This window comes from Janthinobacterium aquaticum, assembly GCF_009208565.1.
In the GTDB taxonomy this organism is placed as follows: Bacteria; Pseudomonadota; Gammaproteobacteria; order Burkholderiales; family Burkholderiaceae_D; genus Janthinobacterium.
The window spans coordinates 612,720-638,190 of record NZ_WFLK01000001.1; the positions used below are offsets into that span (position 1 = coordinate 612,720).

Sequence of the window (25,471 nt, forward strand, 5' to 3'; positions counted from 1 at the left end):
CCGAGGTCCGCCATGCGGACCAGAACACCGTCTTTTCGAGAACGCCATGACACCGAATCCGTTTACCACGCCACGCGACCTGCTGCGCTACGCCACCACCCGCTTCAACACCGCCAAGCTGTTTTTCGGCCACGGCAGCGCCGAGGCGTTTGACGAAGCCGCCTATCTGATCCTGCACACTTTGAAGCTGCCGCTGGACAAGCTCGAACCGTTCCTCGACGCCAAGCTGATGCCATCGGAAGTGGCCAGCGTGATGGCCGTGATCGACCGCCGCAGCATCGACCGCGTGCCGGCCGCCTACATCACCAAAGAAGCCTGGCTGGGCACCTACAATTTCTACGTCGACGAGCGCGTGATCGTGCCGCGCTCCTTTATTGCCGAGCTGATTCCCGAATATTTTTCGCCTTGGGTGGCAGAGCCGGAAGCGGTGGAAAATATCCTCGAACTGTGCACGGGTTCAGGCTGCCTGTCGATCATGATGGCCGACGCCTTCCCGAGCGCCACCGTGGACGCGGTCGATATCTCGCCTGACGCGCTGGCCGTGGCCAAACGCAACGTCGACACCTACAAACTTGAATCGCGCATCAATTTGATCCAGTCCGACCTGTACGCCAACGTGCCGGCCAAGAAGTACAACATGATTGTCACCAACCCGCCGTACGTCAATTCGGCCTCGATGAAGGCGCTGCCGCAGGAATACCTGGCCGAGCCGCAAATCGCGCTCGACGGCGGCAGCGACGGCATGGACCTGGTGCGCAAGATTATCGCCGGCGCCGCCGAGCGCCTGACCGACGATGGCATTTTGATGGTTGAAATCGGCAACGAGCGCGAATTTGCCGAAGCCGCCTTTGGCGAGCTGGGCCTGACCTGGCTGACTACCAGCGCTGGCGACGATATGGTGTTTCTGCTGACGGCGGAGCAGTTGAAGCTGGTTTAATCAGGCACCAATGACGTCAACAATGTTGTCGGATTACGCGGGGCTTTGCCCCACTAATCCGACCTACGTAACACCACAAAGAAAAAAATGATACGTTTTATACAAGTAAGCCTGATGCGCGGCATCAAACCGTTGCTCGAACAGGTCGACGTCACCCTTAACCCGGGCGACAAGATCGGCCTGATCGGCGCCAACGGCGCCGGCAAATCGAGTCTGTTCGCGATGATGCGCGGCGAGCTGCATCCCGACCAGGGCGAGATCGATTTCCCGGCCAAATGGCGCGTGGCTTACGTGGCGCAGGAAACCCCGCCGCTGGACCGTGCTGCGCTCGACTACGCCATCGATGGCGACGTCACCCTGCGCAAGCTCGAAGCGGAACTGGCGCGCCTGGAAAGCGAGCCGGCCACTTCGGAAAACGGGATTGCCATCGGCGAGATCTACAGCGCGCTGGCCGATGCCGACGCTTATACCGTGCAGTCGCGCGGCGAGCAGTTGCTGCTGGGCCTGGGCTTTACGCTCGACCAGATGCAGCAGCCGGTGGCCAGCTTTTCGGGCGGCTGGCGCATGCGCCTGAACCTGGCGCAGGCGCTGATGTGCCCGTCCGACCTGCTGCTGCTCGATGAACCGACCAACCATCTGGATCTGGATGCGATCATCTGGCTGGAAGACTGGCTCAAGCGCTATGCCGGCACCCTGTTGATCATCTCCCATGACCGCGACTTCCTCGATGAAGTCGTCAACGTGGTGGTGCATATCGACGAGCGCAAGCTCAAACGCTATTCGGGCAACTACTCGAGCTTCGAGCGCCAGCGTGCGGCGCAGATGATCCTGGCCGCCGGCGCGCTGGAAAAGCAGCAGCGCAAGCGCGCGCATCTGGAGTCGTTCGTCAACCGCTTCAAGGCCCAGGCCTCCAAGGCTCGCCAGGCACAGAGCCGCATGAAGGCGCTGGCCAAGATGGAAGAGCTGGCGCCGCTGCGCGCTGCCGCCGAATTCTCGTTCGAGTTCCGCGAGCCGTTGAGCGCGCCGAACCCGCTGATGGTGATGGAAGACGTCGACGCCGGCTACAAGATCGAAAACGAGGAAACCGGCGAGATCAGCCAGAAAACCATCGTCAACGGCATCAAGTTTTCGCTGCAGATCGGCCAGCGCATCGGCTTGCTGGGCCAGAACGGCGCCGGCAAATCGACCCTGATCAAGACCATTGCCGGTGAGCTGGCGCCCCTGACCGGCGACGCCACCATGGGCAAGGGCCTCAATATCGGTTACTTTGCCCAGCACCAGGTGGAAATGCTGCGCCATGACGAATCGCCGCTGTGGCATCTGGCCAAGATTGCGCCGACCGTGCGCGAACAGGAACTGCGCAACTTCCTGGGCGGCTTCAACTTCCCCGGCACCATGGTCACCAGCTCGATCGCGCCGTTTTCGGGTGGCGAAAAGGCCCGTCTGGCTCTGGCACTGATCGTCTGGCAGCGGCCAAATTTGCTGCTGCTCGATGAACCGACCAACCATCTGGACCTGGAAACGCGCGAAGCGCTGACCGAGGCACTGGCGCAGTTCGAGGGCACGCTGGTGGTGGTATCGCATGATCGCCATTTGCTGCGCGCCACCACCGACGAATTCATTATCGTTGCCGACGGCAAGCTGCAGCCGTTCGATGGCGATCTGGACGACTACAAGGACTGGCTGTTCCAGACCAAGCTGGGCAAAGGCACCGATGTGCTGCCGGCTGCGGGCAAGGCCAACAAGACGGACTTCCCGGTCGCTTCACCAGTGGCCAAGCCGGCCGCCGTGGCCAGCGTGCCCGCGGTCGACAAGAAGGAGCAGAAGCGTCTGGACGCCGAACAGCGCCAGCGCACCGCTGCCCTGCGTAAACCGCTGGAAAACAAGATCAAGCGCCAGGAAGAGCAGATTGCCAAGCGCAACGAGCAAAAGGCGCTGGCCGATGCAGCGCTCGCCGAGCCGTCGATCTACGATGCGGCCAACAAGGCCAAGTTGAAGCAATTGCTGGCCGACCAGAGCTTCTACGCCAAGGACCTGGCGCAGCTCGAAGCGGACTGGCTGGACCTGCAGGACCAGCTGGAAAAGATCGGCGCCTGATTGAAGCACTGCGATGCCGACGCTCGATCCTGCCGACGTTGAATTTTCCGCCATCCGCGCCCAGGGGCCGGGTGGGCAGAACGTCAACAAGGTTTCGTGCGCCGTGCATCTGCGCTTTGCCATTGCCGCCTCGTCGCTGCCCGATGCGATCAAGGAGCGCCTGCTGGCGCTGCGCGACAGCCGCATCAGCAAGGACGGCGTACTGGTACTGAAGGCACAACAGTCGCGCAGCCTGGAGCAGAACAAGGAAGAAGCCTTGCAGCGGCTGCAGCAGATTATCGACAGCGTGGCCGTGCTGCCCACCATCCGCCGCGCCACCAAGCCCACGCGCGGCTCGCAACGGCGCCGGCTCGACAGCAAAAGCACGCACGGCCTGCTCAAGCAATCACGTGGCAAGGTGTTGGGATAAATCGGGATCAGGTCGGCCAATATTCGTAGGTCGGATTAGCCGCGCAGCGGCGTAATCCGACAATACCACCAGCGTCAACAATGTTGTCGGATTACGCGCTACGCGCTAATCCGACCTACACGATGTCACTTCCTCCGGCACATACGTCCAGTCCAGCGCGCCGCTGCTGCCCACAAACACGGGTAGCGTGCCCGGCGTTGCGCTATGCAGCAAGGCCTTGATTTCCTTGGGCGTGCGGTCGTAGACGCGCGCCGGCAGCGCTGGCGCCAGCAAGGTGCGCACGATGGTGTCGCCTTCGATGGCAGTGAGCACGCAATGCGTGTGGGCCGCTGCCGCCAGCCGCTCCTGCGCGAACTGCCCGGCCTGCGCCTGCAGTTGCGCCTGCATCACCTCGGCCTGCTTGATATCGAGCCGCAGGCGGGCCATCTCCTTGAGCACGGGCGCCATGCGCGCGGCCAGCTTGTCATACAGCACCTGCTGCGCTTCCTTCAACACCAGCTCGCTGCGGCGCAGCTGGCCAGTCAGGGAAAGATAGCTGCGCATGTCCGGCAGCTGCGCAATGGCCGCCACTTCCTGCTGACGCTTGATCTGAAGTTGTCCCTGCTGCTCTGCCCTGGCGACGGCGTCGGCGATGCGCTCCTCGAACGGCGCCAGATCCGGCACCAGTGGCAACACCAGCATCTCGACCTGCTTGCGCGCACGAGTCTGGCCGATGCGCATCTGTCGCGCCGCCACGGCGCAGCCTTCGGCCACGCCGAGCTCCACCTCGTCGGCAATGATCTCGCAATTGCTGGCGTGCGCGATCACCACGCGCGTGCCGGAAATCACGCAGCTCTCGGCGCGCGCAAGCCGCACCGTGCCGTCGCGCGCCTGCAGCACCGCGCCCGAGGCGACGCCACCGACGTGGATATCGCCATGCTCGTTGTACGCGGTGCCGCCCACCAGGTTGCGCTCGAGTTCGATCAGACCGCCATGCGAATGCAGGCGACCATAGACGTCGCCGTGCAAGGTCATGTCGCTGCCGTCGATCAGGCGCTGCTCCTGCACCTCACCAAACTCCTCGTAGGCGCCGCGCAGCTTCAGGTTACCAGTGGTGCGGCTGCTGACGCCGTCATGGCTGACGATCTTGTTTTCGATGGAAATCCTGCCCTGCGCATCAATCTGCACATAGCCGTCGACGGCGGCGACCAGAAACTCGCCGTCCGTCACGCGCTCGATCCGCGTGCCCTCGCCGGCGTATGCTCTCAAATCGACCTGGGCAGGCGGCGGTGGCGGCAGCACCGCGCCGGACAAAGCATAGCCATGCAGACCTGGCGTGGCGGCGCTGCTGCGCAAGAGGCGCGTATGCTTTTTGATATGCGGATGGCGATTCTTAAAACTGAGCAAGTCGAAGCGGCCGTCGGCCCGTTCGCGCGGGGCATCGTCACGCTCGATCCCCTGCGCCACCGGCGTCAGCTGGGCTTCGCGCCCCGGCTGCGGCGCCAGCGCGCGCGCCACGATGGCGCGCTCGGCGCGGCCCGAGACGATCAGCGCGCGTACGGCAGCGCTGTCCACGCCATAATGCACACCATGGCGCCAGAGCGCCGCCACCATTTCGTCGACATCGCGCGTGACCGGTACCCGGCTGTCCTCGCTGGAAGGCACGGCCTCGAAATAAAACTCGGCCACGTCATCGTGCACGGTAATGTGTTCATACAACCGGCGCCGCTCGGGCGCAAACGGCGCCACGCGCGCCGCGATGCGCAGCGCCGCTTCGCTCTTGACGGTACGGCGCGGGCCCGGCGCCTGAAACAGCGTCTGCAGCAACAAGGGATAATCGAGCCCGGCCAGCAGCCAGCCAGTCTGGTACAGGCGATCGATGCCGGAACGCAGCAGTTCGGGCGCCAGCGCCACGTCGAGGAACACGCCGTCCTTGCGCAGCAGCAGGCCAGGCGGCCAACCGCCAGCGCCGGTCATGTCGGCCTCAAACGCGTCCCTGTCGCTCACGCTCACGTTCCCGCTCCTCCGCTAAAAATGCTGCTCTTGCGGCAGAACAATAGCACGGCTGATGGCGGCACGGAGCAATCTTCATGTCGCTGCACGCACCAAAACAAACAGGCCAGGCCATGCGAAGATGGTCTGGCCTGCGGCAGAAAAAGCAACGTTCAGGGACGCTTAGCGGCGCGGCGGATTGGAATAGATATCCTGCCCCGCTTCATTGATCTGGCGACGCAGATCACGCCGCTCGTCGGGCGTCATGCGGCCGGTGCGGCGCGATTCGGCGCCGTCATTGCCGCGGCGCTGGTCGTCGGCGCGCGTATCGAAGCTGCGTGCGTCCCGCTGATCGCGCAAGCGGTTATCATTGTTGCGCTGCGACTGCTCGAAACGCTGGCTCTGCAACTGTGGCTGGTCGTCGCGCCGCGGCGGCTGTGACTGAGCCTGCGCCAGGCCTGAGCCCAACATGCAAACGAAGGCAAGCGAGGACAACACCACACGTGCAGAAATGCGTGCAGACGCCTGTACGGAAACACGTGCTGCAACAGCGCAAGGACTGGCGTGAATTTTTTGATCGACGTTATTCATTGAGTTCCTCTTCCGCAATGCCGTATAAACTTAAAGCGCAATTCCACTGTGACCCCAGTGTATGATGCTTTACACGACGCAGTAAGAGCAATTGGGTAAAGTTTGTAACAGTATGTAATGGGTGCCAAATCAGACCAAAACGCAAGTTGCAGCCATTGACGACGCCGCGCCAGGCGTTACTATAGCAACCAATATACGATAACACGACATACCAAATGACCACAACCTCCACTTCCGGCAACAATACAACAGCGCAAGGCGCACAGGGCCATCAGGCAAAGATCATGGTGGTGGACGACGATGTGCGCCTGCGCGACCTGCTGCGCCGCTACCTGACCGAACAGGGCTTCAATGTCTTTACGGCCGAAAGCGCCACCGCCATGAACAAGCTGTGGCTGCGCGAACGCTATGACCTGCTGGTGCTCGACCTGATGCTGCCCGGTGAAGACGGGCTGTCGATCTGCCGCCGCCTGCGCGGTGCCGGCGACCAGACGCCGATCATCATGCTGACGGCAAAGGGCGAAGACGTGGATCGCATCGTCGGCCTGGAAATGGGCGCCGACGACTACCTGCCCAAGCCATTCAATCCACGCGAACTGGTGGCGCGTATCGGCGCCGTGCTGCGCCGCAAGGGGCCTGACGAAATTCCGGGCGCCCCATCGGAAACGCCGCAAACCTTCGAGTTCGGCAACTTCGTGCTGGACCTGGGCACGCGCACGCTGAAAAAGAGCGGCGAGACAGTACCTTTGACCACCGGTGAATTTTCGGTGCTGAAGGTATTTGCCCGCCATGCGCGCCAGCCGCTGTCGCGCGAAAAGCTGATGGAACTGGCGCGCGGGCGCGAATACGAAGTGTTTGACCGCAGCCTGGACGTGCAGATCTCGCGCCTGCGCAAGCTGATCGAACCGGACCCGTCAAGCCCGCTGTTTATCCAGACCGTGTGGGGCCTGGGCTACGTGTTCATTCCGGACGGACAGCCGCGCTGATCGCTGGCGAGGCTAGATGAAACTTGTTCCCGATATCAGCCTGGCACGGCTGAAGAGCGGCCTGTTCTGGCGCACGTTCCTGCTGCTCGGCACCTTGACCACAGTCAGCATGACCGCCTGGATCGGCATGATTTCCGTGGTCCAGCGCGAGCCGCAGGCACAGCAGATTTCTGCGCAGATCATCTCCGTGGTCACCATCACGCATGCGGCGCTGACGCACTCGGCGCCCGAGCTGCGCCGCGAACTGCTGTTCGACCTGGTCAGCAACGAAGGCATCCGCATCTTCCCGCTGTACGAGGACGACCGCATCGATCCGCCGCCCGACAATTATCTGATGCCCGACATTGAAACGCTGGTCAAGGCCAAGCTCGGTCACGACACGCGCTTTTCGGCGCGCGTCAATGGCGTGGCCGGCTTCTGGGTCAGCTTCAAGATCGACGACGATGACTACTGGCTGATGCTAGACCGCGAGCGCCTGCGCGGCCTGACCGGCTTCCAGTGGCTGGGCTGGGCTTCGCTGGTGTCGCTGCTGTCGCTGTTGGGCGCGGCGATTATTTCCAGCCTGATCAACCGCCCGCTGTCGCGCCTGACGGTAGCGGCGCGCGCGATTGCACAGGGACGCCAGCCGGCGCCGCTGCCGGAAAAAGGACCGATAGAAATCCTGGAAGCAAACCGCAGCTTCAACCAGATGGTGGACGACCTGAAACAGGTGGAATCGGACCGCGCGGTGATTTTGGCCGGCATCTCGCACGACCTGCGCACGCCGCTGGCGCGCATGCAGCTGGAAGTGGAAATGGCCAATCTGTCCGATGATGCAAGAGAAGGCATCCAGTCCGATATCGGCCAGATGGACGCCATCATCGGCCAGTTCCTCGACTATGCCAGACCGACCGAAGCGTCGACGTTTACCGAAATCGACCTGTCGGGCCTCTTGACCGACATGGCGCGCGAGGCGATGCGCCTGCCTGACGTCACCATCACGGCCCAGATCGCACCCGATGCGCATGTGATGGGCAACGGCACCGATCTGCGACGCGTGCTCAATAACCTGGTGGAAAATGCGCGCCGCTACGGCAAGACGCCGGGCAGCGACATGACCGAACTCGATATCAGCTGCCAGATCAAAGGCAGCTTGGGCGCGAAAAAAGTGGTGATCGAAGTACAGGATCACGGCCCCGGCGTGCCGACCGAAAAGATCGAGCAGATGCTCAAGCCCTTCACCCGCCTCGATACGGCACGCGGCCAGGCCAACGGCGCCGGCCTCGGTCTTGCCATCGTCGACCGCGTGCTGCTGCGCCACGGCGCCGAGTTGCAGGTGCGCAACCGCGAAGGCGGCGGGCTGGCGTTTCAGATCAGTTTGCCAGCGGTGTAAATCGGCACGTCGTGCACGTCGGATAGGTCGGGTAGGTCGGGTAGGTCGGGTAGGTCGGATTAGCGTGCCAGCGCGTAATCCGACAACATTGTTGGCCGTCCCGGAGATGGTCGGATTACACCGAATCAGGTGATGAGGTCACCAGCAACTTGCTCATCAGCAGCTCCGTTGCGCCATAGCCATACAGCGAATCGCTTTCCAGCCCCGGCGTATCGAACGGTACCGATTCTTCACGGTCGAGCTTGGCCGGGTCGGCGTCGGCGTAGCTGGCGCGCCAGGCGCGTTGCAGCGACTCGTTGCGGCGGATAAACGGCGGCATCGGCCAGGCGTCGCGCTGCCAGTCGGCGCTGTCGCCCAGCATGGGCCAGCGCTCGTTGAGCAGCGCCATGTCGCCGGTGCGCAGGCGACGCACGGCTTGTTCAGGGCGCAGCTGCTGCAGCTCGGACAGCGGTGGCAGTGCGTCGCGTTTCGGCCCGAACATATAGGCCAGCATAATGCGTCCGGCTGGCGCGGTGCGCGCCACCACGCCGACGGCATGGCCGCCGCCGGTCAAGGGCACGGCAAACCAGCTGCCCTCCCGGTATGGTAATGATTTCATGCAACTTCCCTTCGCATCTGACTCCCTTTCGCTTGAACGTCGGGCGACAGCTTACGCGAGAGCGGCAATCGATGGCGCATGCCTGGCGCTCTATTGCCAGCGGGCTACTGCACTTTCTCGTCGTAATGAAACTGCGCGACGATGGGGCCGGCCTTGAACAGCGCTTCCTTCATTTCCTTGTCCAGGCGTGCATCGCGCCGGCGCATCCATTCGAGCAGCATGGCCGCTTCCTTGCGGCTGGCGTCGCCCGCATGCGCCAGCACGCGGCGCAGTTCCGGGTCGGTGCACGCTTCGAGGCGCTGGCCATTGAGGTCGACCGACTGCAGCGCGGCGACCAGCGCGTTGATGGCGCGATGCATGTCGAGCGCGGTGGCCGGCAGGCCGGATTCTTCGAGTGGCAGATGGGACATGCGGTTTCCTTGATCGTGTAGTGACAGCCGAGCTGCATTGTCCTCTGCAGCAGCCAAAAGCTCAAGCGTCGGGACAGCCGGGCACGCCTTCGTCCATAATCAGGTTCCAGCCATCGAGCAACAATGGGAGAGACATGTTCAATTTTGACTTTTACAATCCTACGCAAATCCTGTTCGGCCAGGGCCAGAGCGCTGCCATCGGCCAGTTGGTGCCGCTAGGGGCACGCGTGCTGATGACCTATGGCGGCGGCAGCATCCGCAAGAACGGCGTCTACGATGAGGTGCGCGGCGCGCTGGCCGGCCACACCGTCATCGAATTTGGCGGCATTGAAACCAACCCCAGCTACGAGACGCTGATGGAAGCGGTGGCGCTGGTGAAGCAGGAAAAGATCGACTTCCTGCTGGCCGTCGGCGGCGGCTCGGTGATCGACGGCACCAAGTTTATTGCCGCCGCCGCGCTGTACAAGGGCGAGCCGTGGGAGCTGCTTGAAAACAACGGCAAGACCATCGAAGCCGCCCTGCCCTTTGCCACCGTATTGACGCTGCCGGCCACCGGCTCGGAGATGAACGGCTCGGCCGTCATCACGCGCGAGGCGACCCGGGAAAAGCGCTGGTTTGCCAGCCGCAAGGTGTATCCGGTGTTTTCGGTGCTCGATCCGTCGACCACGTTTACGCTGCCGCTGCGCCAGGTGGGCAACGGCGTGATCGAAGCGTTTGCGCATGTGATGGAGCAATATCTGACCTATCCGGTCAACAGCGCGCTGCAGGACCGTTTTGCCGAAGGCATCCTGCAAACGCTGATCGAGGAAGGACCGCGCGCGCTGGCCAATCCGGACGATTACGACGTGCGCGCCAACGTGATGCTGAGCGCCACGCTGGCCATGAACGGTCTGATCGGCGCCGGCGTGCCGCAGGACTGGTCGGCGCACGCGATCGGCCACCAGCTCACCAGCCTGTATGAACTCGACCATGCGCAAACGATGGCCATTCTCCTGCCCAGCATGATGCGCGTGCGCCGCGACGCCAAGCGCGCCAGGCTGCTGCAGTATGCGGCGCGTATCTGGAACCTCGACGGCGGCGATGAAAATGGCCGCATCGAAGGGGCGATTGTACGTACCGAATTCTTTATCCGCCATATGGGCCTCAAAACCAGCCTGGCCGACTATGGGCTCGACCATGGCAGCATCGAGGCCGTGCTGACCGCGCTCGAAGCGCACGGCATGACGGCCATGGGCGAGCAGCGCGACGTGACGCTGGAAGTGAGCCGCAAGGTGCTGGAAATGAGCTTGTAGCAGCCATGCATTGTTGTAAAACCGTCAGCTGCGCGAGACAGCTGGCGGTGCTTCGTGCTAAGCTGTCGCTTCGCTAGGGGTCCTGGAGCTGTTTTCCGGGTGAGAGATACCCTTCGTACCTGATCTGGATAATGCCAGCGAAGGAAAGCGCAAAGTACCCACCCTCCTTTGATAGCTCCTGCGTTGGCGCCAGCCGAACATGCCAACACGAGCAATCATGCCTACACCGAATCTGTCTGTTTCCCTGCTGACCCTGGCTATCGCACAAGCGTTTGCCGCGCCCGCCTTTGCCCTAGACACCGCCACGCCAGAGGCCGCCGACACGCCCAGCATGGCCGAAGTGGTCGTTACTGCCAGCAAGACGCCGGCGGCAAAGCGCGCCACGGTGGGCGGTTTTTCCGACGCAGCCCTGCTGGAAACGCCGGCCGCCGTCACCGTCATCTCGCAGCAACAGCTGCAGGACCTGCAGATCCGTAATGCCAGCGAAGCGGTGCGCCTGGACGCCAGCATCAACGACGCCTACAACGCCGTCGGCTATGCCGAGCAGTTCTCGATCCGTGGCTTCAAGCTCGACAACAATTCCAGCTACCGCAAGGACGGCGTGGCCATTCCCGGCGACACCCAGATTCCACTGGAAAACAAGGAGCGCATCGAGGTACTGAAAGGCCTGTCGGGCCTGCAGGCCGGCGTGGCCGCACCGGGCGGCGTGATCGACTTTATCGTCAAGCGCCCCACCGCCGAGCCACTGCGCACGGTCACGCTTGAAGCGCGCGAGCGCGGCACGCTGTATGGCGCAGTCGACCTCGGTGGCCGCCTGGAAGACCCACGCTTTGGCTACCGCATCAATGTGGCGGCAGAACGCCTGCGCTCGTATATCAAGGGCGCCGACGGCAACCGCAAATTCATTTCCGGCGCGTTTGACTGGCAGATTTCACCGAAAGCGCTGCTGCAGCTCGACGCCGACTACCAGTACAAGGCGCAGGCCACCGCACCAGGTTTCCAGTTGCTGGGCAACACTACCCTGCCCACGCACGTCAGTGCCGACACCATGCTCAACCTGCAGCCCTGGACGCGTCCGGTCGAAACCATCACCAGCAACATCGGCCTGCGCTTCCAGTACGCGTTTGACGACAACTGGCACGCCACCCTGTCGGCCAACCAGCATTCGTTCAAGCGTGACGACTACACCGCCTTCCCGTACGGCTGCAGTTCGGAAAACCTGTTTCCAGGTTTCTGCAGCAATGGCGACTATGACGTGTATGACTACCGCAGCCTCGGTGAAACCAAGAAGCCGCTCAGTGCACAGGCGATGATCCAGGGCAAATTTGCCACCGGCAGCGTGCGCCATGCGCTGACGGCGGGCGTATCGACCTTCCGCCGCAAGGATCGCGCCGGCCTGTACGTCTACGACTATGCCGGCGTGAGCAATATCTACCAGCCGGTGATCGTCGAGCCATCGAGCGGCGTGCAGGGGCCGGTGCGCCTGACCCGCAACGACCGCGAGAATTCCGTGTTCGTGCAGGACATCGTCAGCCTGGCGCCAAGCTGGACGCTGCATGCGGGCCTGCGCCATGTCAGCGTGGACGGCTACCAGTACGTACTCAAGGCCGACCCGAGCGTGGCCGAAGTGCGCGCCAGCCACGACTTCCTGCTGCCCAATCTGGCGCTGGTCTACAACGTGCTCGACAACGTGGCCGTGTATGGCGCCTACTCGCAAGGCATGGAGCATGGCGGCACGGCCGACCGCAAGGCAGCCAATGCCAATGAAGAGCTGTCGCCGAGCCGCTCGAAGCAGATCGAGTTCGGCGTGAAGGCCGACCTGACACCGGACTTCATGGTGGCAGCCAGCCTGTTCCAGATCCGCAAGGGCCTGGAATTCCAGAACGAAGCCAGTTACTTTGTGCGCGCAGGCCAGGCCCAGCATCGCGGGCTGGAATTGTCAGCGCAGGGCAAGGCCACGCCCGACCTGACGTTGGGCGTGTCGGCCACGTTGCTCAACAGTCGCCAGTCCGCTACCGGCGAAGCCTCGCTCGACGGCAAGCGCGTGCCCAATGTTCCGGCTTTCAAAAGCAATATGCATGCCGACTACCGCGTGCAGCAGCTTGCCGGCCTGAGCGTCAACGGCAGCTGGGAATATGCAGGCAAGAAGGCGTTCCAGTACAACAATGCGACTTTTGTGCCGTCGTACCATGTGTTCAATCTGGGTGCCGCTTACGCCACGCGCATTGCCGGCCAGCAGACCACCTTGCGCGCCACCGTCAACAACGTGTTCGACAAGTTCTACTGGCGCGACGCCACGCCGGAGTCCGACGGCTATCTGTATCCGGGCGCCAGCCGCACGCTGCGCGTGTCGGCCCAGTTTGACTTCTGATCGACTATCAGGCGTTAGCGATGGCGCGTTCGATCAGCGGCATGGCCTGCGCCATGCGCTGTGCGAGCGTGCCGTGCAGGATATGGTGCGGTATCTGCCGCGCCGCCAGCTCGCCGAGCAGCAGCTGGTAGACCTGCTGGCGCACAGCTTCCGATTCGCGCTGCAGGCCATCGGCCACCCACGGCGTATCGGGCGCGGTCACCAGTGTCAGGTCGTAGCGCGTGGCAGCGGCCAGCGCTGCCAGTTGCACATCTTCGCCATCGAAGTAATGGCGGCTGTAGAGCACCGTCATCAGGGGCGTGGTGTCGCACACCAGCACCCGCTTTGCCCGGCCAGCCGCCTCGCGCTCGCGCGCCACCTGCGTGCTGGCAATCAGGAACTGGTCGGCGGCAACGGGTACCCTGCCCTCTTTTTCCACGAACTCGCGCAAGTATTCCGGCACCCACACCGTGTCCAGGCGTTCGGCCAGGGCGGCGGCCAGAGTCGACTTGCCCGACGATTCGGCACCCAGGATGGCGATGCGGTACAGCGCTGCGCTCACTTGAGAACCATCGCATCGGGCGCGGCCGGCGCGGCTTTTTTCCAGGCCAGCAGGCCGATCACGGCCATCACCACGAACACGCCATACAGCACAGCGGTCAGCATCAGATTCTTGTGGATATACAGACCGACGTACAGGATATCGACCACGATCCAGACGATCCAGTTTTCCAGTTTTTTACGCGACAGCAGCACCTGCCCCACCAGGCTGCCGGCCGTCAGAAAGCCGTCGGCATGGGGCACGTCGGTATCGGTGGAAGTAAGCAGCCAGGCGATCAGCAGAAAGCCGGCCAGCCAGCCAGCGCCGCTGGCCAGCCAGCCGCGCAGCGACAGCGTGGTCACCGGCAGCACGGTCGCGCCCTGCTGCGGATGCAGCCACTGGTACCAGCCCCAGAACGACACGGTAATGAACACCAGCTGCAGCGCCATGTCGCCATACAGGCGCGAGGCAAAAAACACCCAGCCATAGGCAGCCGAGGAAATAATCGCAAACAGCCAGGCCCAGTGATTCTGGCCAATATTGAGCGCAACGGTTGTCAGTGCCAGGACAAAGGAAATCAGTTCAAGCGGCGTGGTGGCAAAGCCGAGCAGCAACAGCGTATCGTTCATGGGAATGGGGATCAGGCAGGTGGTGCAGTATGCAATAGCGGGCCTGAATAAGCAAGATTGACGCCCTGCCGGCGCTGCCGCCCGTCTCTCTCGCCTATGCCAGGTGCAGTCTCGCTGCGCGCGTCAGTGAGCGCCGAACGATCAGTTCATGAAACGGCCGGATCAGGAAAATATAGGCGCGCCCTATCCGGTTATGGCAATGCACGGCGCTGGCCAGGGTGACGCTTCCGTACACGCTGCCATCGGCGCTGCGCAGCATCGACAGCCGAAAGTCCAGGTGGCTGTCGTCTTCCCCCACCACGATTTCATCGTCCGTCACCGAATAGATGCGAAAGATGCCGATGCGCCCGCCCTCGCCGCCTGCCAGCTCGCTGGCCGTCTTGATGCCGAAAGGCGCCACGATGGCGTCGCGCAGCACCATCAGCGCCTGCGCCCAGCGCGGCTGACTGCCCAGCAGCACGCGCGCCAGGCTCTCCATGTCCATGCCGTGCGCCCGGGGACCCAGCGCTATCTGGTAGGCATCGGCCAGATGGCTGCCCGGGTAGAGACCGGCTATCGATGCTTGCCGCGGCAGTTCCACCTTGCGCACTTTGACCTTGCTGGAGCCCATCATGGAAGACCTCATATGTTTTCAGTGATAACATCGCCATCATACAGACAAATCACGCAATGTAAACACCGATAACATATGACTACAGCCAGCTATCACCACGGCAATTTACGCGACACCCTGCTAGCGGCCGCAATGGCGCAACTGGCGCAGCAGCAGGACGCCAGCCTGTCGCTGCGCGAACTGGCGCGCACCGCAGGCGTATCGATCGCCGCCGTCTACCGCCACTTTCCCAGCAAGGAAGCGCTGCTGGCAGAAGTGGCAGCAGCCGGCTTTGCCGCCCTGCGCCAGCGCTGGGACCAGCACCTGCCGCCCTTGGGCAGCCTGCCGGCGGCCGAACGTTTCGAGCTGCTCGGGCAGCAATATATTGAATTTGCACTCGGTGCACCGGCCCACTATCGTTTGATGTTCGAGCACCAGGACGTGCGCCAGTTCCCGGTGCTGCTGCAGGCCGCCGAGCAGTGTTTCGAGCATGTGCTGCTGACCGCCGGCGCGGCCGTGCGCGAAGCCGGCCTTGATGCACACTGGGCCAAGGCAGCGGCCAGCGCCGGCTGGTCGCTGGGACATGGCTACGTGATGCTGCGCCTGAGCGGCCGGCTCGACATGATAGGCGGCGGCAATGAACTGACGCCGGCGCTGGTGCCACGGTTTTTCCAGCTGCCGCTCGAAGCGCTAAGGTGCAGGCCGGCATAGTGCACGCCGCCATAGCGTGCGACAGCACTGCATGGCCTCACTACAATGGTGTCTAACCAATGCAGAGGAGTTGACCACCATGATGACCTTGAAGATACGCAGCCTGCTTTCCTCCATTCTGATCGGCGCCGTTGCCAGCGCCCGTTCGATGACACCGATGGCCACCCTCGCCATGGCCCGCCTGGCCGGACGCAAGACGCCGGGCACGCTGGTGCTGCTGGACCGCCCCGTATTCAAGCTGGGCGCTTTGGCGATGGGCGCCGGCGAACTGGCCGGCGACAAGATGAAAACGGCGCCCGACCGTACCGTGTTCCTGGGCATGCTGGCGCGCGTGATGAGCGCCGGCATTGCCGGCGCCGCCCTGGCGCCCGAGGGCCGCGAACGCACTGGCGCCGCTGTCGCCGTGGCAACAGCCGTGCCGATGGCCTACCTGACGCTGTCGGCACGCAAGCAGGCCATCGCCAAAATCGGCCAGACCCGCAGCGGCCTGATCGAAGACCTGCTGATCGTCGCCGCCGGCGCGGCGATTGTGGCGCTGGCAACGAAGTCGGATGAGTGATCAATGCATTGCCACTCGACAGACCCATCAACCGCACCTGTGTCGATTCGGTACGCAGGCCGCTCTTGCCATCGTTGGTGCTTGGGCTGCCTGCATCCCCTTGCTGGCCAACGCGCTGGCTCTGATCGCCAAGCGAACGTTTAAACATCACCCAGGACGATCAAGATCACGGCGAACCAACGCCTGCGAGCTACTTGATGGCAGCCTATCGCCTAACTTGGGTGGATTGGGCTGGCACCTAACTATCACTTTTGATGAAACCACAACGATCTGCGCTGTACTAATATTTCACTGTTTAGAGCGAGGCGCGTGAAATCGAAAGCGGGCTGGTAGCACTTGGCGATGCCAGTTCATCCAGCGCGGACCTTCCATGCATTAACCTCGGTCACATCGTCAAGTCGCAGGCTATCACCGACACGAGCCAGTCGGCGACCTCCTATCTCGTCGTTGATGCGGTAGTTGTACTAAACACAAAGGACGGCAAACCGCTGTTCACCATCGACCGCGCGGACCTTGGCGATGTCATCAAAATCCGGAACCCTCACCTGGCCAATGAGTTGGAGGTTGCGCCGCCCAAGAAGAACAGTGCCAGATTCATGTAGTGCCGACGAGACAAATCAAAAAGACCCGGGCTTGTTTTCGGGTTTTTTTTACTTACCGATTATTGACTTTTTGATCGAAAATCTCCATCCAGCGCAACAGGTTCTTCTTTTGCTCCGAATCATGAGGGAATCTGATTTGCCATTCAGGGTTATCTATGTCTCTAACCTGCACGAAAAATCCGCTCGCCATTTTATTCATGCGGTCCTGGCCAATTGTTCGTGCGACCCCGGCCATGCCACCGTTAATAACAGCGCCTCCGGACTCCAGATTGTATCGCCAGCTTCGGATATCGCTAAAATCATAGGTCTTGGACTTCCCATTTTCGGCAAGATAAACTTTGCGATCTCTTTCGCTGATGCCTATGGCAAAATCCTCATAAACATGACTATAGTCGGCGTTGGCCAGCGCATTTTTATCCAAATGCTTTATATTGTTTATCTTGTTTTTATTTTTTCGCAAAAGCTTGCGACCAAAGAAAACAATAACTGCACCCAGGAAAATATAAAAAATGCCGCCAGCACCAAAAATCATGGCAGGAATCCCATTAAGAATAAACAAGGCACCAATAACGATGAGAGACCAGGATAAAATCATGTTTTTACCTATAGTGAAAGAAAAATAAAATGCCCCAGGAGATTTATGAAACACGAATCACTTCAGAGGGCATGCTTGAAGGCAATCTTACAGCATTTAATGCCAGTGCTGCATCATTAAAATGAATGATCAAACGCCAAGGCGAGCGTCGCCAGTTCTATTTTTGCCTGCACATTGGCATACGTAACGATGCCATTGGGGCCACCCCCAACAGGGCGATCTGCATCACCTCAAGCGCTAGCTCACCGAGCGTCAACGCTGTGCTGACAGGACGTATGCGTTCGATCGCGGTGATGACTTTGCCAAGATGAGAATTAATTAAATTAAAATACCTATGCTCTTCATCGGTAAATTCCGGCTGCCATTGATGTGATTGAATGCTGGATAAACGCTCATTTTTTCGCTGCGATGCAAGCATGCGCCTATGATTTAACGCAAGCCGTGGGGGCTTCAGGAAGTCTTGTTAAAACTCGTTACGATCAACAAATTTTGGACTAAACAAGGAACTGGATCGATAGGTCTTCCCTACCGGCTGACTATCGGCAAATTGACGCCATGGATCAATGCCGACGTAGTGACGAGCATAAACTCCGGTCGCCACTTCATAGCTCGGTATCGTGACAATATTCAATGGAACTTGCCCTTCGGGCGTGACGCCTAGAACGTGGCAAAAGTCCGCATCCAGTGTTTTATTTGCAGCTGCGATGGCGGAGAAAAATAGATCGGGCTGTAATATGCCATCGTAAAGTCCGGCTATAGTTCGATCCCACTCCTCCAAGCTTAAATTCATATTAATTACCAGTTATAGCAAGCAAAATAATGCCGCATGCCGATTTCCATACAGCTTGAACGAACCAGCGAAGCTGGCAAGAGTGAAGCATCGCGAAATTGGCTTGGAACGGCTGAAAACCGGTTTTCAGGCATTACAACCTCACCATGCGTAATTCAACCTTTCGCAGCATGCGAATACGGATAAATGACAATTATTGAGAGAATTTTCCAGAGACTGATATCAATTCTCATTGCTCATGCAGTCTATGGCAATCACATCGATAGCTCAATGGAATATTTGTTCTATGGGCTTCGCAAGTCCTTAACTTTGGGTGGATTGCCCCTGCAGGGTTTGCTTTGGGGTTAAAAAAACCGCATTACCCTTGCGGGCAATGCGGTTTTTCTTCAGCTAAACACACTTATTTTTTAGCGTTCTTTACCGGCTTCGGATACTTGATCGTCATTTCCGCCAGCAGGTTATCGGCATGGTCCACTTCCTTCATCACCCACAGCATATAGCGGATATCGAGGTGGATCGCGCGCGTGATGGCGGTGTCGAAGTACCAGTCCTTGGTAATCGATTCGTAGGTGGAATCGAAGTTCAGGCCGATCAGTTCGCCACGCTTGTTCATCACGGCCGAACCCGAATTGCCGCCGGTGGTGTCGGCGCTGGTCAGGAAGTTGACCGGCACGGTGCCCAGTACCGGATCGCGGAACTGGCCGTAGCGCTTTTGCTTGACTGCGTCGAGCAGGCCTTGCGGTGCTTCGAACGGCGCCTTGCCGGTAACTTTCTCAACGATGCCTTCCACCGTAGTGAACGGGCCTTTGCTGATGCCGTCACGCGGCGAGTATGGCGCCACGGTGCCGTAGGTCACGCGCAAAGTCGAGTTGGCGTCCGGGTAGACCGGCTTGCCTTGCGACTGCTTCCAGGCAATCACCGCCTGCATGTACTGCGGAATCACGCGCTCGAGGTCGCCGTCGATTTCCTTGCGGCGATCTTCCAGCGACGCTGCGACCGGCTGCAGCTTGATGGCCAGTTGCACGAAGGCGTCGTTCGACTGCTCGAACGCGGCCTTGTCCTTTTCCATCCAGGCCAGGCGCTTGGCGGTGTCGGCCAGTTCCGTCTTCTGGTACAGCGCAGCAACTGCGCCTGGTGCTGGCAGCAAGGCGTCCAGCCCTTGCGGATGACTCTTGGCAGCCAGCTGGGCGTAGCGCTTCAGACCGGCTTCAAAACGGGCCTGGTCGACCTTGTTGACGTAGGACTGCTCCAGGCGTGCCAGGCGCGCCTTGATAAAGGCCAGGTCGCGCTGCTGGTAACCGGATTCACGGTCGGCATCGCTCTTCTGGCGTTCTTCAGCCAGGCGGTACAGCGAACGGGCGCTTTTCAGCAGGTCGCTGTTGGTGGCCACCGACCAGGCAAATTCCTCGTCGGAGAGCGCCATGTCGCTGGCAATGGCGGCATCCAGTTCGGCCAGCAGCGTTGGCGACACGTTCGGCTGTTTGGCGTACCAGGCGCGGAACTCGGCGTCCTGGCCATCCTTGATGGCGGCGATGTCCTTGCGCGCAAAACCGTCGAGCAGGCCCTGGGTTTTTTTCAGTACGTTGTTGATGCTTTTCACCACGCTGGCATAGCGCACGGCTGCAGCTGCGTCGCCTTTGGTGGCGTCAGCCATCACGGCCAGGTCGGCCTGCAGTTCGGCCACTTTCAGCGGGAACGCGTCGTCGCGCGCGTAGCGAATTTCCGCCGGCAGTTTGTAGCGACTGGTGCGGCCCGGGTAGCCGGCCAGCAGGATGCCGTCGCCGGCCTTGATGCCTTCGGCCGAGACCACCAGGAAGTCTTTCGACTTGTAGGGCACGTTGTCGGGCGACGGATCGGCCGGACGGCCGTCCTTGCCCACGTAGGCGCGCAGGAAGGAGTAGTCGCCGGTGTGGCGCGGCCATTCGTAGTTGTCGACGTCGCCGCCGAAGTTGCCGATCTTGTCGGACGGCGCGTAGACCAGGCGCACGTCGCGTATCATCATCTGGCGGATGCGGTAGTATTCCAGGCCCCGGTGGAACGCTGGCACGGAGCAGCGATACATCTTGTCGGTCTCGCATTCGGCGATCAGGTCCTTGATGCGTTTTTCCACCGCTTCATGGCGTTCGCGCCCGCTCATCTGCGCCGTCAGGCCTTTCAGTACACGGTCGCTGACGTTTTCCACCTTGTCGGTCACGTAGACCAGGCTGTTCGGGCCGCCCGGCAGTTCGGCGTCGCGCGTCTTGGCCAGGAAACCGTCGGTAATGTAATTATGTTCAGGCGTCGAATTGCGCTGGATCGCACCGTAGGCGCAGTGGTGATTGGTCACTACCAGGCCGGCGTCGGACACAAACGAGGCCGAGCAGCCGCCCAGCGAGACGATGGCGCTCATCGGGTGCTTGCTGAGGTCAGCCAGTTTTTCTGCAGGAATCTCGATGCCGACCCGTTTGAGCTCGGCTTTCAGCTGTGGCAACTGATGTGGCTGCCACTGCCCTTCGTCGGCGTGTGCGCCGGCGAACGCGCCCAACAAGGCGACTGGTAATGCGATTTTCTTGAACATGCTATTTGCCCCTCCATAAAAAGCAGGCAAAAGTATAGCCTGTCCGGCCAGTGCCAGGCGGCAAATAATGGCTAGCCTGGCCGGTGTGGCGGCGGCTGCAACGGAATTTGCAAACTCAGCCGGCACCCCTGCCCCGACGGCGGCGTGCCGATCTTGAACTGTCCGCCCAGCCCATTGACGCGCTCGGCAATGCCGATCAGGCCAAAGCATTGCTGCCCACGCGGTTGATTAGGAGCAATGCCGCGGCCGTTATCGCTGATGCTCAGATGCACGGCGCAGGCATCGGAACTGAGCTCGATCTCGGCAAGGTTGGCCTGCGAATGGTGCATGATATTGGCCAGCCCCTCCTGCACGATGCGAAACAGGGCGATTTCCAGATGGCTGCCGATGGCGGCAAACAGCGCCTCGTCGCGTATCAGCAGATGGCACTCGATGCCGCTGCGCTTGCGAAAGTCGCCCGCCTGCCATTCGATGGCCGCCTGCAATCCCAGGTCCAGCGCCATCGGGCGCAGCTCGTTCATGATGCCGCGCACGCTGCGGATGGTGGTGTCGACATTGTCGAGCGCGGCAGCAACGCGCCGGTGCAGGCGCGGATGGGCCGCCTGCGTGCGCGCGCTCAGCATCGACACATCGATGCGCAGCGCCAGCAGGTTCTGCCCCAGCTCGTCGTGGATATCGCGCGAAATGCGCTTGCGCTCGTCTTCCTTGACCGTTTCCAGGTGCAGCGCAAGCTGGCGCAGCGCCTGCTCCATCAGCTTGCGTTCAGTCATGTCTGTATGCGCCACCACCACCCGCAGCGGCCCCTCGCCCAGGAAACGGCTGACCCTGGCCTGCCACCAGCGTTCGCCGTCGGCCACCGCAAACGCATACTCGAGTGTATGGGTGGCGCTGACCCCGGCGATCACGGCGCGGATGCCGTCAGCCAGTTGCCGGCCGGCCCCGCCCTGCCAGCGCGGATCGGTTTCACAAAAAACCAGATAGGCCGGCTGCGGCGTGGCATGGCCGGCAAAACGCATGCAGGCCTGGTTGGCATGCACCACAAACCCGGCCCGGTCGAGTACCAGCACCCGGTCCGGCAGCGAATCGAGGGTGGCATGAAAAAAATGCTCGGCGTCGCGCAAGGCCAGCTGCGCCTGTTCGCGCTCGAACATTTCGCGCTGCAGGTGCTGGTTCGCACCCACCAGCTCGGAGGTACGCTCGGCCACGCGCTGGTCGAGTTCGCGATGCAGCTCGCGCACGGCCGCTTCAGCCAGCTTGCGCTCGGTAATATCGGAAAACACGCCCACAAAATGACTGGTGGCACCGTCGGACGCACGCATCGGCGTGATCGACAGCGACTCGACAAAGCGCTCGCCGTTCCTGCGCTGATTGACCAGCTCGCCAGACCAGCAGCCGTCCTGGCGCAGGCTGCGCCACATGACCTCATAAAACTGCGGCGGATGCGTGCCGGCGCCGAGAAATCGCGGATCGCGTCCGATCGCCTCCTCCGCCTGGTAACCGGTAATGGCGGTAAACGCCGGGTTGACCGAAATAATGCGGTTGCTGCGGTCGGTCACCATCACGCCTTCGCGGATGGTGTCGAGGATCAAAAAGGCGCGCCGCAGCGCCGAGTCACGCTCATGTTCGTCACCGAGCTGCGTGACCATCATGCGCGCGCTGTCGCTGTCGGCGTCATAGTTCGCTTCGATGCGCATGGCGCCGCCTTCAGGCGAGGCGAACAGTGGCGCCTCGAACACCTGGCGCGCGCCGGTATCGAACACGCTGGCGAGGAAACGGCGCCAGAGCGCCTGCGCCTGCGGCGCCACGAACTGCTCGAAGCTCAGGCCCAGCAGGCTGCGCCTGTCGCGCGCCAGCAAAGTACTGGCGGCCGCATTGGCGCGCGTGATCACGCCATCGCGCGCCAGTGAAAAATAACTGACCGGCGCCTGTTCATAGAGCTGGGCATAGAGGTCGCGGCTGCTTTCAAATTCGGCCTTGAGCCGTTCCAGCTCAGCCAGCGCCACGTTCTGCATTTCCAGCTCGATCTGGCTGACCTGCAGCTCATGCAACTGGCGCATCACCTCTTCGTTCGATAACGGCGCACTGGCCTGCCTGGCCTGCCCAAGCACCAGTTGCTCAGCCTGCTCGCGCAAGGCTTTCAGGCTGGCGCCGCTATCGAACTTGCCGTTCATGGCGTGCTCTTGCCGCTGTCGCCTGTTTCGCCGCCGAGCACGCCCGATTGCATCTGGCGCAGCTGTGCCTCGCGCATCTTCGACTCGGTGATATTAATAAACGTCAATACCACGCCATCGATCACGTTTTCAATCGTGCGGTAGGGCATGATGCGCACGTTATACCAGCGTCCGGCCTTGGTGGGCACCTGGCGCTCGGAAAACACCAGCGTGCGGATCACCTCGAGCGCATTGGTTTCCAGGTCGGGATAATCGAGGTCGTTGACGATGTCGCTCAGGGGCCGGCGCAAGTCGGTCTGGATCAGCTTGTAAATTTGCGTGGCCGGCGCTGTAAAGCGGCGGATGCGCAGGTCGCTGTCAAGGAAGATGGTGGCAATATCGGTGCTGTTGAGCAGGTTTTTCATATCGCTGTTGACCAGCGACAGGTCGTCGACCTTGGACTGCAGCTCGGCATTGACCGTGTACAGCTCCTCGTTGAGCGACTGCATCTCCTCTTTCGACGTCGTCAGTTCCTCATTGGTCGATTGCAATTCTTCATTCGTCGACTGCAACTCCTCGTTGGCCGACTTGAGCTCCTCGCGCGAAGTCTGCATTTCATCACGCACGGCCTGGATCTCGTTGCGCGCCTGCGCCAGCTGCTGCTCCAGTTCCAGCACCTTGGGATTAGGCGACCGGCCGCTGCGCGTCTCGGCCTGCAGCGGCACGCTGGAAAAGGTCACGAATACCATGCCGCGCAGCGACTCGGGCTGGCTTAGCGCCTCGGCGCTGAGATCGACGCCCATCGACTGCCCGAGGTGGTCTTTCACCACCAGGCCCTTCAGGCGCATCACGCTTTCGCTTTGCAGCGCCTGCTTGATCAGGCTGCCCAGTTCGTAGCGCAACCCTTCGCGCGCCATGGCGTGGATATTCCAGTTTGCCTTGCCGGCAGCCGGCTCCAGGAAGGCGCCGGTGCGCCCGTTAATATACAGAATATCGCCATCCTGGTTCAGCAGCGCCGCCGCCGGCGAATATTTTTGGAGCAGCAATTGCTCCACATGCGATTGTATCTTGCCTGTCATGCTCACTTCTCTCGTGTCACTGGGTGTAGGGGGAGATGCCAACGATACCTTGGTCGGGAAATAGGTTGGCAAACGCTGTCGTGCCAGGTTATCCAGGCGCCGGAACAGGCGCGTCGAAGTGGTCAGCGGTGCAAACAAGTCGGAAAAATGCCCAGGCGTATCAGCACTACCGAGCAGTAGAATGCCGTCGCGGTTCAGGGCGTAATGAAACAGCGGAATCAGGCGCTGCTGCAGCTTGGCATTGAGATAGATCAGCAGATTGCGGCAGCACAGGATATCGAGCTTGGTAAACGGCGGATCTGAAATAATGTTCTGCTGCGCAAAGATGATCGAATTGCGTATCTCTTTCTTGACATGGTAATGGTTCTTGTCTCGCAGGAAAAAGCGATCGAGCCGTTCGGCCGACACATCGCTGCTGATGCTGAGCGGGAAGCGGCCCTGGCGCGCGCGGTCGATCGCATCGGCCGACAGGTCGGTGGCAAAAATCTGCAGGCTGTATTTCGACGGCGGATTGATGCTGGCCACCACTTCATGGAAGATCATGGCCAGCGAATAGGCTTCTTCGCCGGTGGAACAGGCCGGCACCCAGGCCTTGAAGGCGCGCCCATCGGGGTTCGCCGCCAGCAGCTGCGGCAACACCACCATCTTCAGGTATTCCCACACCTTCTGGTCGCGGAAAAAGCTGGTTACGCCGATCAACAGCTCCTTGAACAGCAGGTCGATCTCGGACGGATTTTCGCGCAGATACGGCACGTACTGGTCCATCGAACTGAACTGGAACAAACTCATGCGCCGCTCGATGCGGCGCAGCACCGTATTGATCTTGTAGTCGGTAAAACTGTTGCCGGTGTGTTCGGACAACAGCGCCACGATTTCCTGCAGCGAATTGCGACCGTTGGCATCCTGGCCCGGCTGGCTCAGATAGCTGCTGCGAAACAGGTAGTTGATGATCTTTTCCGGCATCTTGTCGGGAAAATCGATCAGGTCCGCTGCCTCGGCCGAGATGGCGCTTTGCGGCATCATGTCGAACTTGGCCGTGTCCGGATACTGCGCCAGCGTCAGCCCGCCGGCCTGCTTGATGGCCTGCAGGCCGCGCGTGCCGTCGCGTCCCATGCCGGAAAACACCACGCCGACGGCCAGCTCGCCCAGTTCCGCCGCCAGGCTTTCAAAAAAGGCGTTGATCGGCAGCCGGTGCCCGCGCAACTGCACCGGCTCGCTGAGCAGGAAGCGGCCCTTCGACAGGCCCAGTTCGGCGTTCGGCGGAATGACATAAATATGATTGGGCCGCAGTTCGCACTGGTGGGTGATTTCCACCACCGGCACGCTGGTGGCGCGCTGCAGCAACTCGGGTAGCAAGGCCTTGTGCAGCGGGTCCAGGTGCTGGATCACCACATAGGCTATGCCGCTGTCCTGCGGCACATTGGACAGGAAAGCGACGATCGGATCGAGGCCGCCGGCAGAGGCGCCAATCGCCACCACGGGAAAAATGATGGCGGCGGGGTCCGTTACGGGGCCGTTGCTGGATTTGCTGCGTGTCATCGTCGGCAAGTAAGCGCCACGGCACACCTGCCGAGGCAAGAAAGAATTAAACTTGCATTTTAGCACTCGCTACACGACTGGAAAGGCGCAAATGCACACCATGCGCACCGCGCG

Annotated in this window: 22 protein-coding genes and 1 riboswitch; of the genes, 9 read left to right on the forward strand and 13 right to left on the reverse strand. The window is 61.3% G+C overall.

Translation table 11 applies throughout. The features are described 5' to 3' along the window. Positions 1-46: 46 nt before the first annotated feature. The 3 genes from prmB (at position 47) to arfB (ending at position 3,443) form a co-directional block, all read left to right on the forward strand. Positions 47-937 carry a 50S ribosomal protein L3 N(5)-glutamine methyltransferase gene (prmB, locus tag GCM43_RS02810; protein ID WP_152241956.1) on the forward strand — a complete coding sequence of 297 codons (891 nt, stop codon included), beginning with the start codon at positions 47-49 and terminating at the stop codon, positions 935-937. A gap of 87 nt (positions 938-1,024) precedes the next feature. Beyond that, the gene (locus GCM43_RS02815; RefSeq protein WP_152241957.1) at positions 1,025-3,034 is read left to right on the forward strand and encodes an ATP-binding cassette domain-containing protein; all 2,010 of its coding nucleotides are present in this window, start codon (positions 1,025-1,027) and stop codon (positions 3,032-3,034) included. A 13-nt stretch (positions 3,035-3,047) separates the two neighbouring features. Beyond that, positions 3,048-3,443, forward strand: coding sequence for an alternative ribosome rescue aminoacyl-tRNA hydrolase ArfB (gene arfB / locus GCM43_RS02820; RefSeq protein ID WP_152241958.1), 396 nt, complete (start codon positions 3,048-3,050; stop codon positions 3,441-3,443). A 105-nt stretch (positions 3,444-3,548) separates the two neighbouring features. On the opposite strand, the gene GCM43_RS02825 is transcribed toward arfB, so the two are convergent. Next, the gene (locus GCM43_RS02825; RefSeq protein ID WP_152241959.1) at positions 3,549-5,429 is read right to left on the reverse strand and encodes a flagellar assembly protein A; all 1,881 of its coding nucleotides are present in this window, start codon (positions 5,427-5,429) and stop codon (positions 3,549-3,551) included. Between the two features lie 168 nt (positions 5,430-5,597). Continuing rightward, complete coding sequence (locus tag GCM43_RS02830; RefSeq protein ID WP_152241960.1) at positions 5,598-5,885, reverse strand: hypothetical protein; 288 nt, start codon at positions 5,883-5,885, stop codon at positions 5,598-5,600. Positions 5,886-6,289: 404 nt separating this feature from the next. On the opposite strand from GCM43_RS02830, the gene ompR reads away from it, so the two are divergent. Then, the gene (ompR, locus tag GCM43_RS02835; RefSeq protein ID WP_244199194.1) at positions 6,290-6,991 is read left to right on the forward strand and encodes an osmolarity response regulator transcription factor OmpR; all 702 of its coding nucleotides are present in this window, start codon (positions 6,290-6,292) and stop codon (positions 6,989-6,991) included. 16 nt (positions 6,992-7,007) lie between these two features. Further along, positions 7,008-8,363, forward strand: coding sequence for a sensor histidine kinase (locus tag GCM43_RS02840; RefSeq protein WP_152241962.1), 1,356 nt, complete (start codon positions 7,008-7,010; stop codon positions 8,361-8,363). A 115-nt stretch (positions 8,364-8,478) separates the two neighbouring features. On the opposite strand, the gene GCM43_RS02845 is transcribed toward GCM43_RS02840, so the two are convergent. Both GCM43_RS02845 and GCM43_RS02850 read right to left on the reverse strand, forming a co-directional pair. After that, positions 8,479-8,961, reverse strand: coding sequence for an Imm26 family immunity protein (locus tag GCM43_RS02845; RefSeq protein WP_152241963.1), 483 nt, complete (start codon positions 8,959-8,961; stop codon positions 8,479-8,481). A 104-nt stretch (positions 8,962-9,065) separates the two neighbouring features. Further along, the gene (locus tag GCM43_RS02850; protein WP_152241964.1) at positions 9,066-9,371 is read right to left on the reverse strand and encodes a ferritin family protein; all 306 of its coding nucleotides are present in this window, start codon (positions 9,369-9,371) and stop codon (positions 9,066-9,068) included. Between the two features lie 134 nt (positions 9,372-9,505). Here GCM43_RS02850 and GCM43_RS02855 point away from each other — a divergent pair, with 134 nt between their 5' ends. Beyond that, positions 9,506-10,663 (forward strand): iron-containing alcohol dehydrogenase, encoded by a 1,158-nt coding sequence (locus GCM43_RS02855; protein ID WP_152241965.1) that lies wholly within the window; start codon positions 9,506-9,508, stop codon positions 10,661-10,663. 65 nt (positions 10,664-10,728) lie between these two features. Beyond that, positions 10,729-10,826, forward strand: a riboswitch (TPP riboswitch). A gap of 54 nt (positions 10,827-10,880) precedes the next feature. Continuing rightward, positions 10,881-13,034: a TonB-dependent siderophore receptor gene (locus tag GCM43_RS02860; RefSeq protein ID WP_152241966.1), complete on the forward strand. Its 2,154-nt coding sequence runs from the start codon at positions 10,881-10,883 to the stop codon at positions 13,032-13,034. 7 nt (positions 13,035-13,041) lie between these two features. Here GCM43_RS02860 and GCM43_RS02865 read toward each other — a convergent pair whose 3' ends face one another. From GCM43_RS02865 to GCM43_RS02875, 3 genes are all read right to left on the reverse strand, one after another. Next, entirely contained in the window at positions 13,042-13,575 is a 534-nt protein-coding gene (locus GCM43_RS02865; protein WP_193315511.1) for an AAA family ATPase, read from the reverse strand. Next, complete coding sequence (gene pnuC, locus GCM43_RS02870) at positions 13,572-14,183, reverse strand: nicotinamide riboside transporter PnuC (RefSeq protein ID WP_152241967.1); 612 nt, start codon at positions 14,181-14,183, stop codon at positions 13,572-13,574. Before pnuC ends, GCM43_RS02865 begins: the two co-directional genes overlap by 4 nt. 94 nt (positions 14,184-14,277) lie before the next feature. Further along, positions 14,278-14,796 carry a DUF2867 domain-containing protein gene (locus GCM43_RS02875; RefSeq protein WP_226929279.1) on the reverse strand — a complete coding sequence of 173 codons (519 nt, stop codon included), beginning with the start codon at positions 14,794-14,796 and terminating at the stop codon, positions 14,278-14,280. Positions 14,797-14,871: 75 nt separating this feature from the next. Here GCM43_RS02875 and GCM43_RS02880 point away from each other — a divergent pair, with 75 nt between their 5' ends. Together GCM43_RS02880 and GCM43_RS02885 are read left to right on the forward strand one after the other, a co-directional pair. Then, positions 14,872-15,486 (forward strand): TetR/AcrR family transcriptional regulator, encoded by a 615-nt coding sequence (locus GCM43_RS02880; RefSeq protein ID WP_152241968.1) that lies wholly within the window; start codon positions 14,872-14,874, stop codon positions 15,484-15,486. Between the two features lie 79 nt (positions 15,487-15,565). Continuing rightward, positions 15,566-16,045, forward strand: a complete 480-nt coding sequence (locus GCM43_RS02885) for a hypothetical protein (protein ID WP_226929280.1) — start codon at positions 15,566-15,568, stop codon at positions 16,043-16,045. 654 nt (positions 16,046-16,699) lie between these two features. On the opposite strand, the gene GCM43_RS02890 is transcribed toward GCM43_RS02885, so the two are convergent. From GCM43_RS02890 to GCM43_RS02915, 6 genes are all read right to left on the reverse strand, one after another. Then, positions 16,700-17,296: a DUF4755 domain-containing protein gene (locus GCM43_RS02890; RefSeq protein WP_152241969.1), complete on the reverse strand. Its 597-nt coding sequence runs from the start codon at positions 17,294-17,296 to the stop codon at positions 16,700-16,702. Positions 17,297-17,399: 103 nt separating this feature from the next. After that, positions 17,400-17,660, reverse strand: a complete 261-nt coding sequence (locus tag GCM43_RS02895; protein WP_152241970.1) for a hypothetical protein — start codon at positions 17,658-17,660, stop codon at positions 17,400-17,402. 45 nt (positions 17,661-17,705) lie between these two features. Beyond that, complete coding sequence (locus tag GCM43_RS02900; protein ID WP_152241971.1) at positions 17,706-18,032, reverse strand: hypothetical protein; 327 nt, start codon at positions 18,030-18,032, stop codon at positions 17,706-17,708. 400 nt (positions 18,033-18,432) lie between these two features. Beyond that, the gene (locus GCM43_RS02905; protein WP_152241972.1) at positions 18,433-20,589 is read right to left on the reverse strand and encodes a S46 family peptidase; all 2,157 of its coding nucleotides are present in this window, start codon (positions 20,587-20,589) and stop codon (positions 18,433-18,435) included. Positions 20,590-20,660: 71 nt separating this feature from the next. After that, entirely contained in the window at positions 20,661-22,760 is a 2,100-nt protein-coding gene (locus GCM43_RS26355; RefSeq protein ID WP_264372633.1) for a sensor histidine kinase, read from the reverse strand. Next, positions 22,757-25,357: a chemotaxis protein CheB gene (locus tag GCM43_RS02915; RefSeq protein WP_152241973.1), complete on the reverse strand. Its 2,601-nt coding sequence runs from the start codon at positions 25,355-25,357 to the stop codon at positions 22,757-22,759. Before GCM43_RS02915 ends, GCM43_RS26355 begins: the two co-directional genes overlap by 4 nt. Positions 25,358-25,471: the final 114 nt, after the last annotated feature.

Coding starts and splice junctions, on each gene's coding strand:
- GCM43_RS02895 (WP_152241970.1), bottom strand. CDS start 17,660: ATGCTTGCATCGCAGCGAAAAAATGAGCGTTTATCCAGCATTCAATCA.
- GCM43_RS02905 (WP_152241972.1), bottom strand. CDS start 20,589: ATGTTCAAGAAAATCGCATTACCAGTCGCCTTGTTGGGCGCGTTCGCC.
- ompR (WP_244199194.1), top strand. CDS start 6,290: ATGGTGGTGGACGACGATGTGCGCCTGCGCGACCTGCTGCGCCGCTAC.
- GCM43_RS02850 (WP_152241964.1), bottom strand. CDS start 9,371: ATGTCCCATCTGCCACTCGAAGAATCCGGCCTGCCGGCCACCGCGCTC.
- GCM43_RS02845 (WP_152241963.1), bottom strand. CDS start 8,961: ATGAAATCATTACCATACCGGGAGGGCAGCTGGTTTGCCGTGCCCTTG.
- pnuC (WP_152241967.1), bottom strand. CDS start 14,183: ATGAACGATACGCTGTTGCTGCTCGGCTTTGCCACCACGCCGCTTGAA.
- GCM43_RS02885 (WP_226929280.1), top strand. CDS start 15,566: ATGATGACCTTGAAGATACGCAGCCTGCTTTCCTCCATTCTGATCGGC.
- GCM43_RS02880 (WP_152241968.1), top strand. CDS start 14,872: ATGACTACAGCCAGCTATCACCACGGCAATTTACGCGACACCCTGCTA.
- GCM43_RS02860 (WP_152241966.1), top strand. CDS start 10,881: ATGCCTACACCGAATCTGTCTGTTTCCCTGCTGACCCTGGCTATCGCA.
- GCM43_RS02900 (WP_152241971.1), bottom strand. CDS start 18,032: ATGAATTTAAGCTTGGAGGAGTGGGATCGAACTATAGCCGGACTTTAC.
- GCM43_RS02830 (WP_152241960.1), bottom strand. CDS start 5,885: ATGTTGGGCTCAGGCCTGGCGCAGGCTCAGTCACAGCCGCCGCGGCGC.
- prmB (WP_152241956.1), top strand. CDS start 47: ATGACACCGAATCCGTTTACCACGCCACGCGACCTGCTGCGCTACGCC.
- GCM43_RS02815 (WP_152241957.1), top strand. CDS start 1,025: ATGATACGTTTTATACAAGTAAGCCTGATGCGCGGCATCAAACCGTTG.
- GCM43_RS02915 (WP_152241973.1), bottom strand. CDS start 25,357: ATGACACGCAGCAAATCCAGCAACGGCCCCGTAACGGACCCCGCCGCC.
- GCM43_RS02855 (WP_152241965.1), top strand. CDS start 9,506: ATGTTCAATTTTGACTTTTACAATCCTACGCAAATCCTGTTCGGCCAG.
- GCM43_RS02840 (WP_152241962.1), top strand. CDS start 7,008: ATGAAACTTGTTCCCGATATCAGCCTGGCACGGCTGAAGAGCGGCCTG.
- GCM43_RS02875 (WP_226929279.1), bottom strand. CDS start 14,796: ATGATGGGCTCCAGCAAGGTCAAAGTGCGCAAGGTGGAACTGCCGCGG.
- GCM43_RS26355 (WP_264372633.1), bottom strand. CDS start 22,760: ATGAACGGCAAGTTCGATAGCGGCGCCAGCCTGAAAGCCTTGCGCGAG.
- arfB (WP_152241958.1), top strand. CDS start 3,048: ATGCCGACGCTCGATCCTGCCGACGTTGAATTTTCCGCCATCCGCGCC.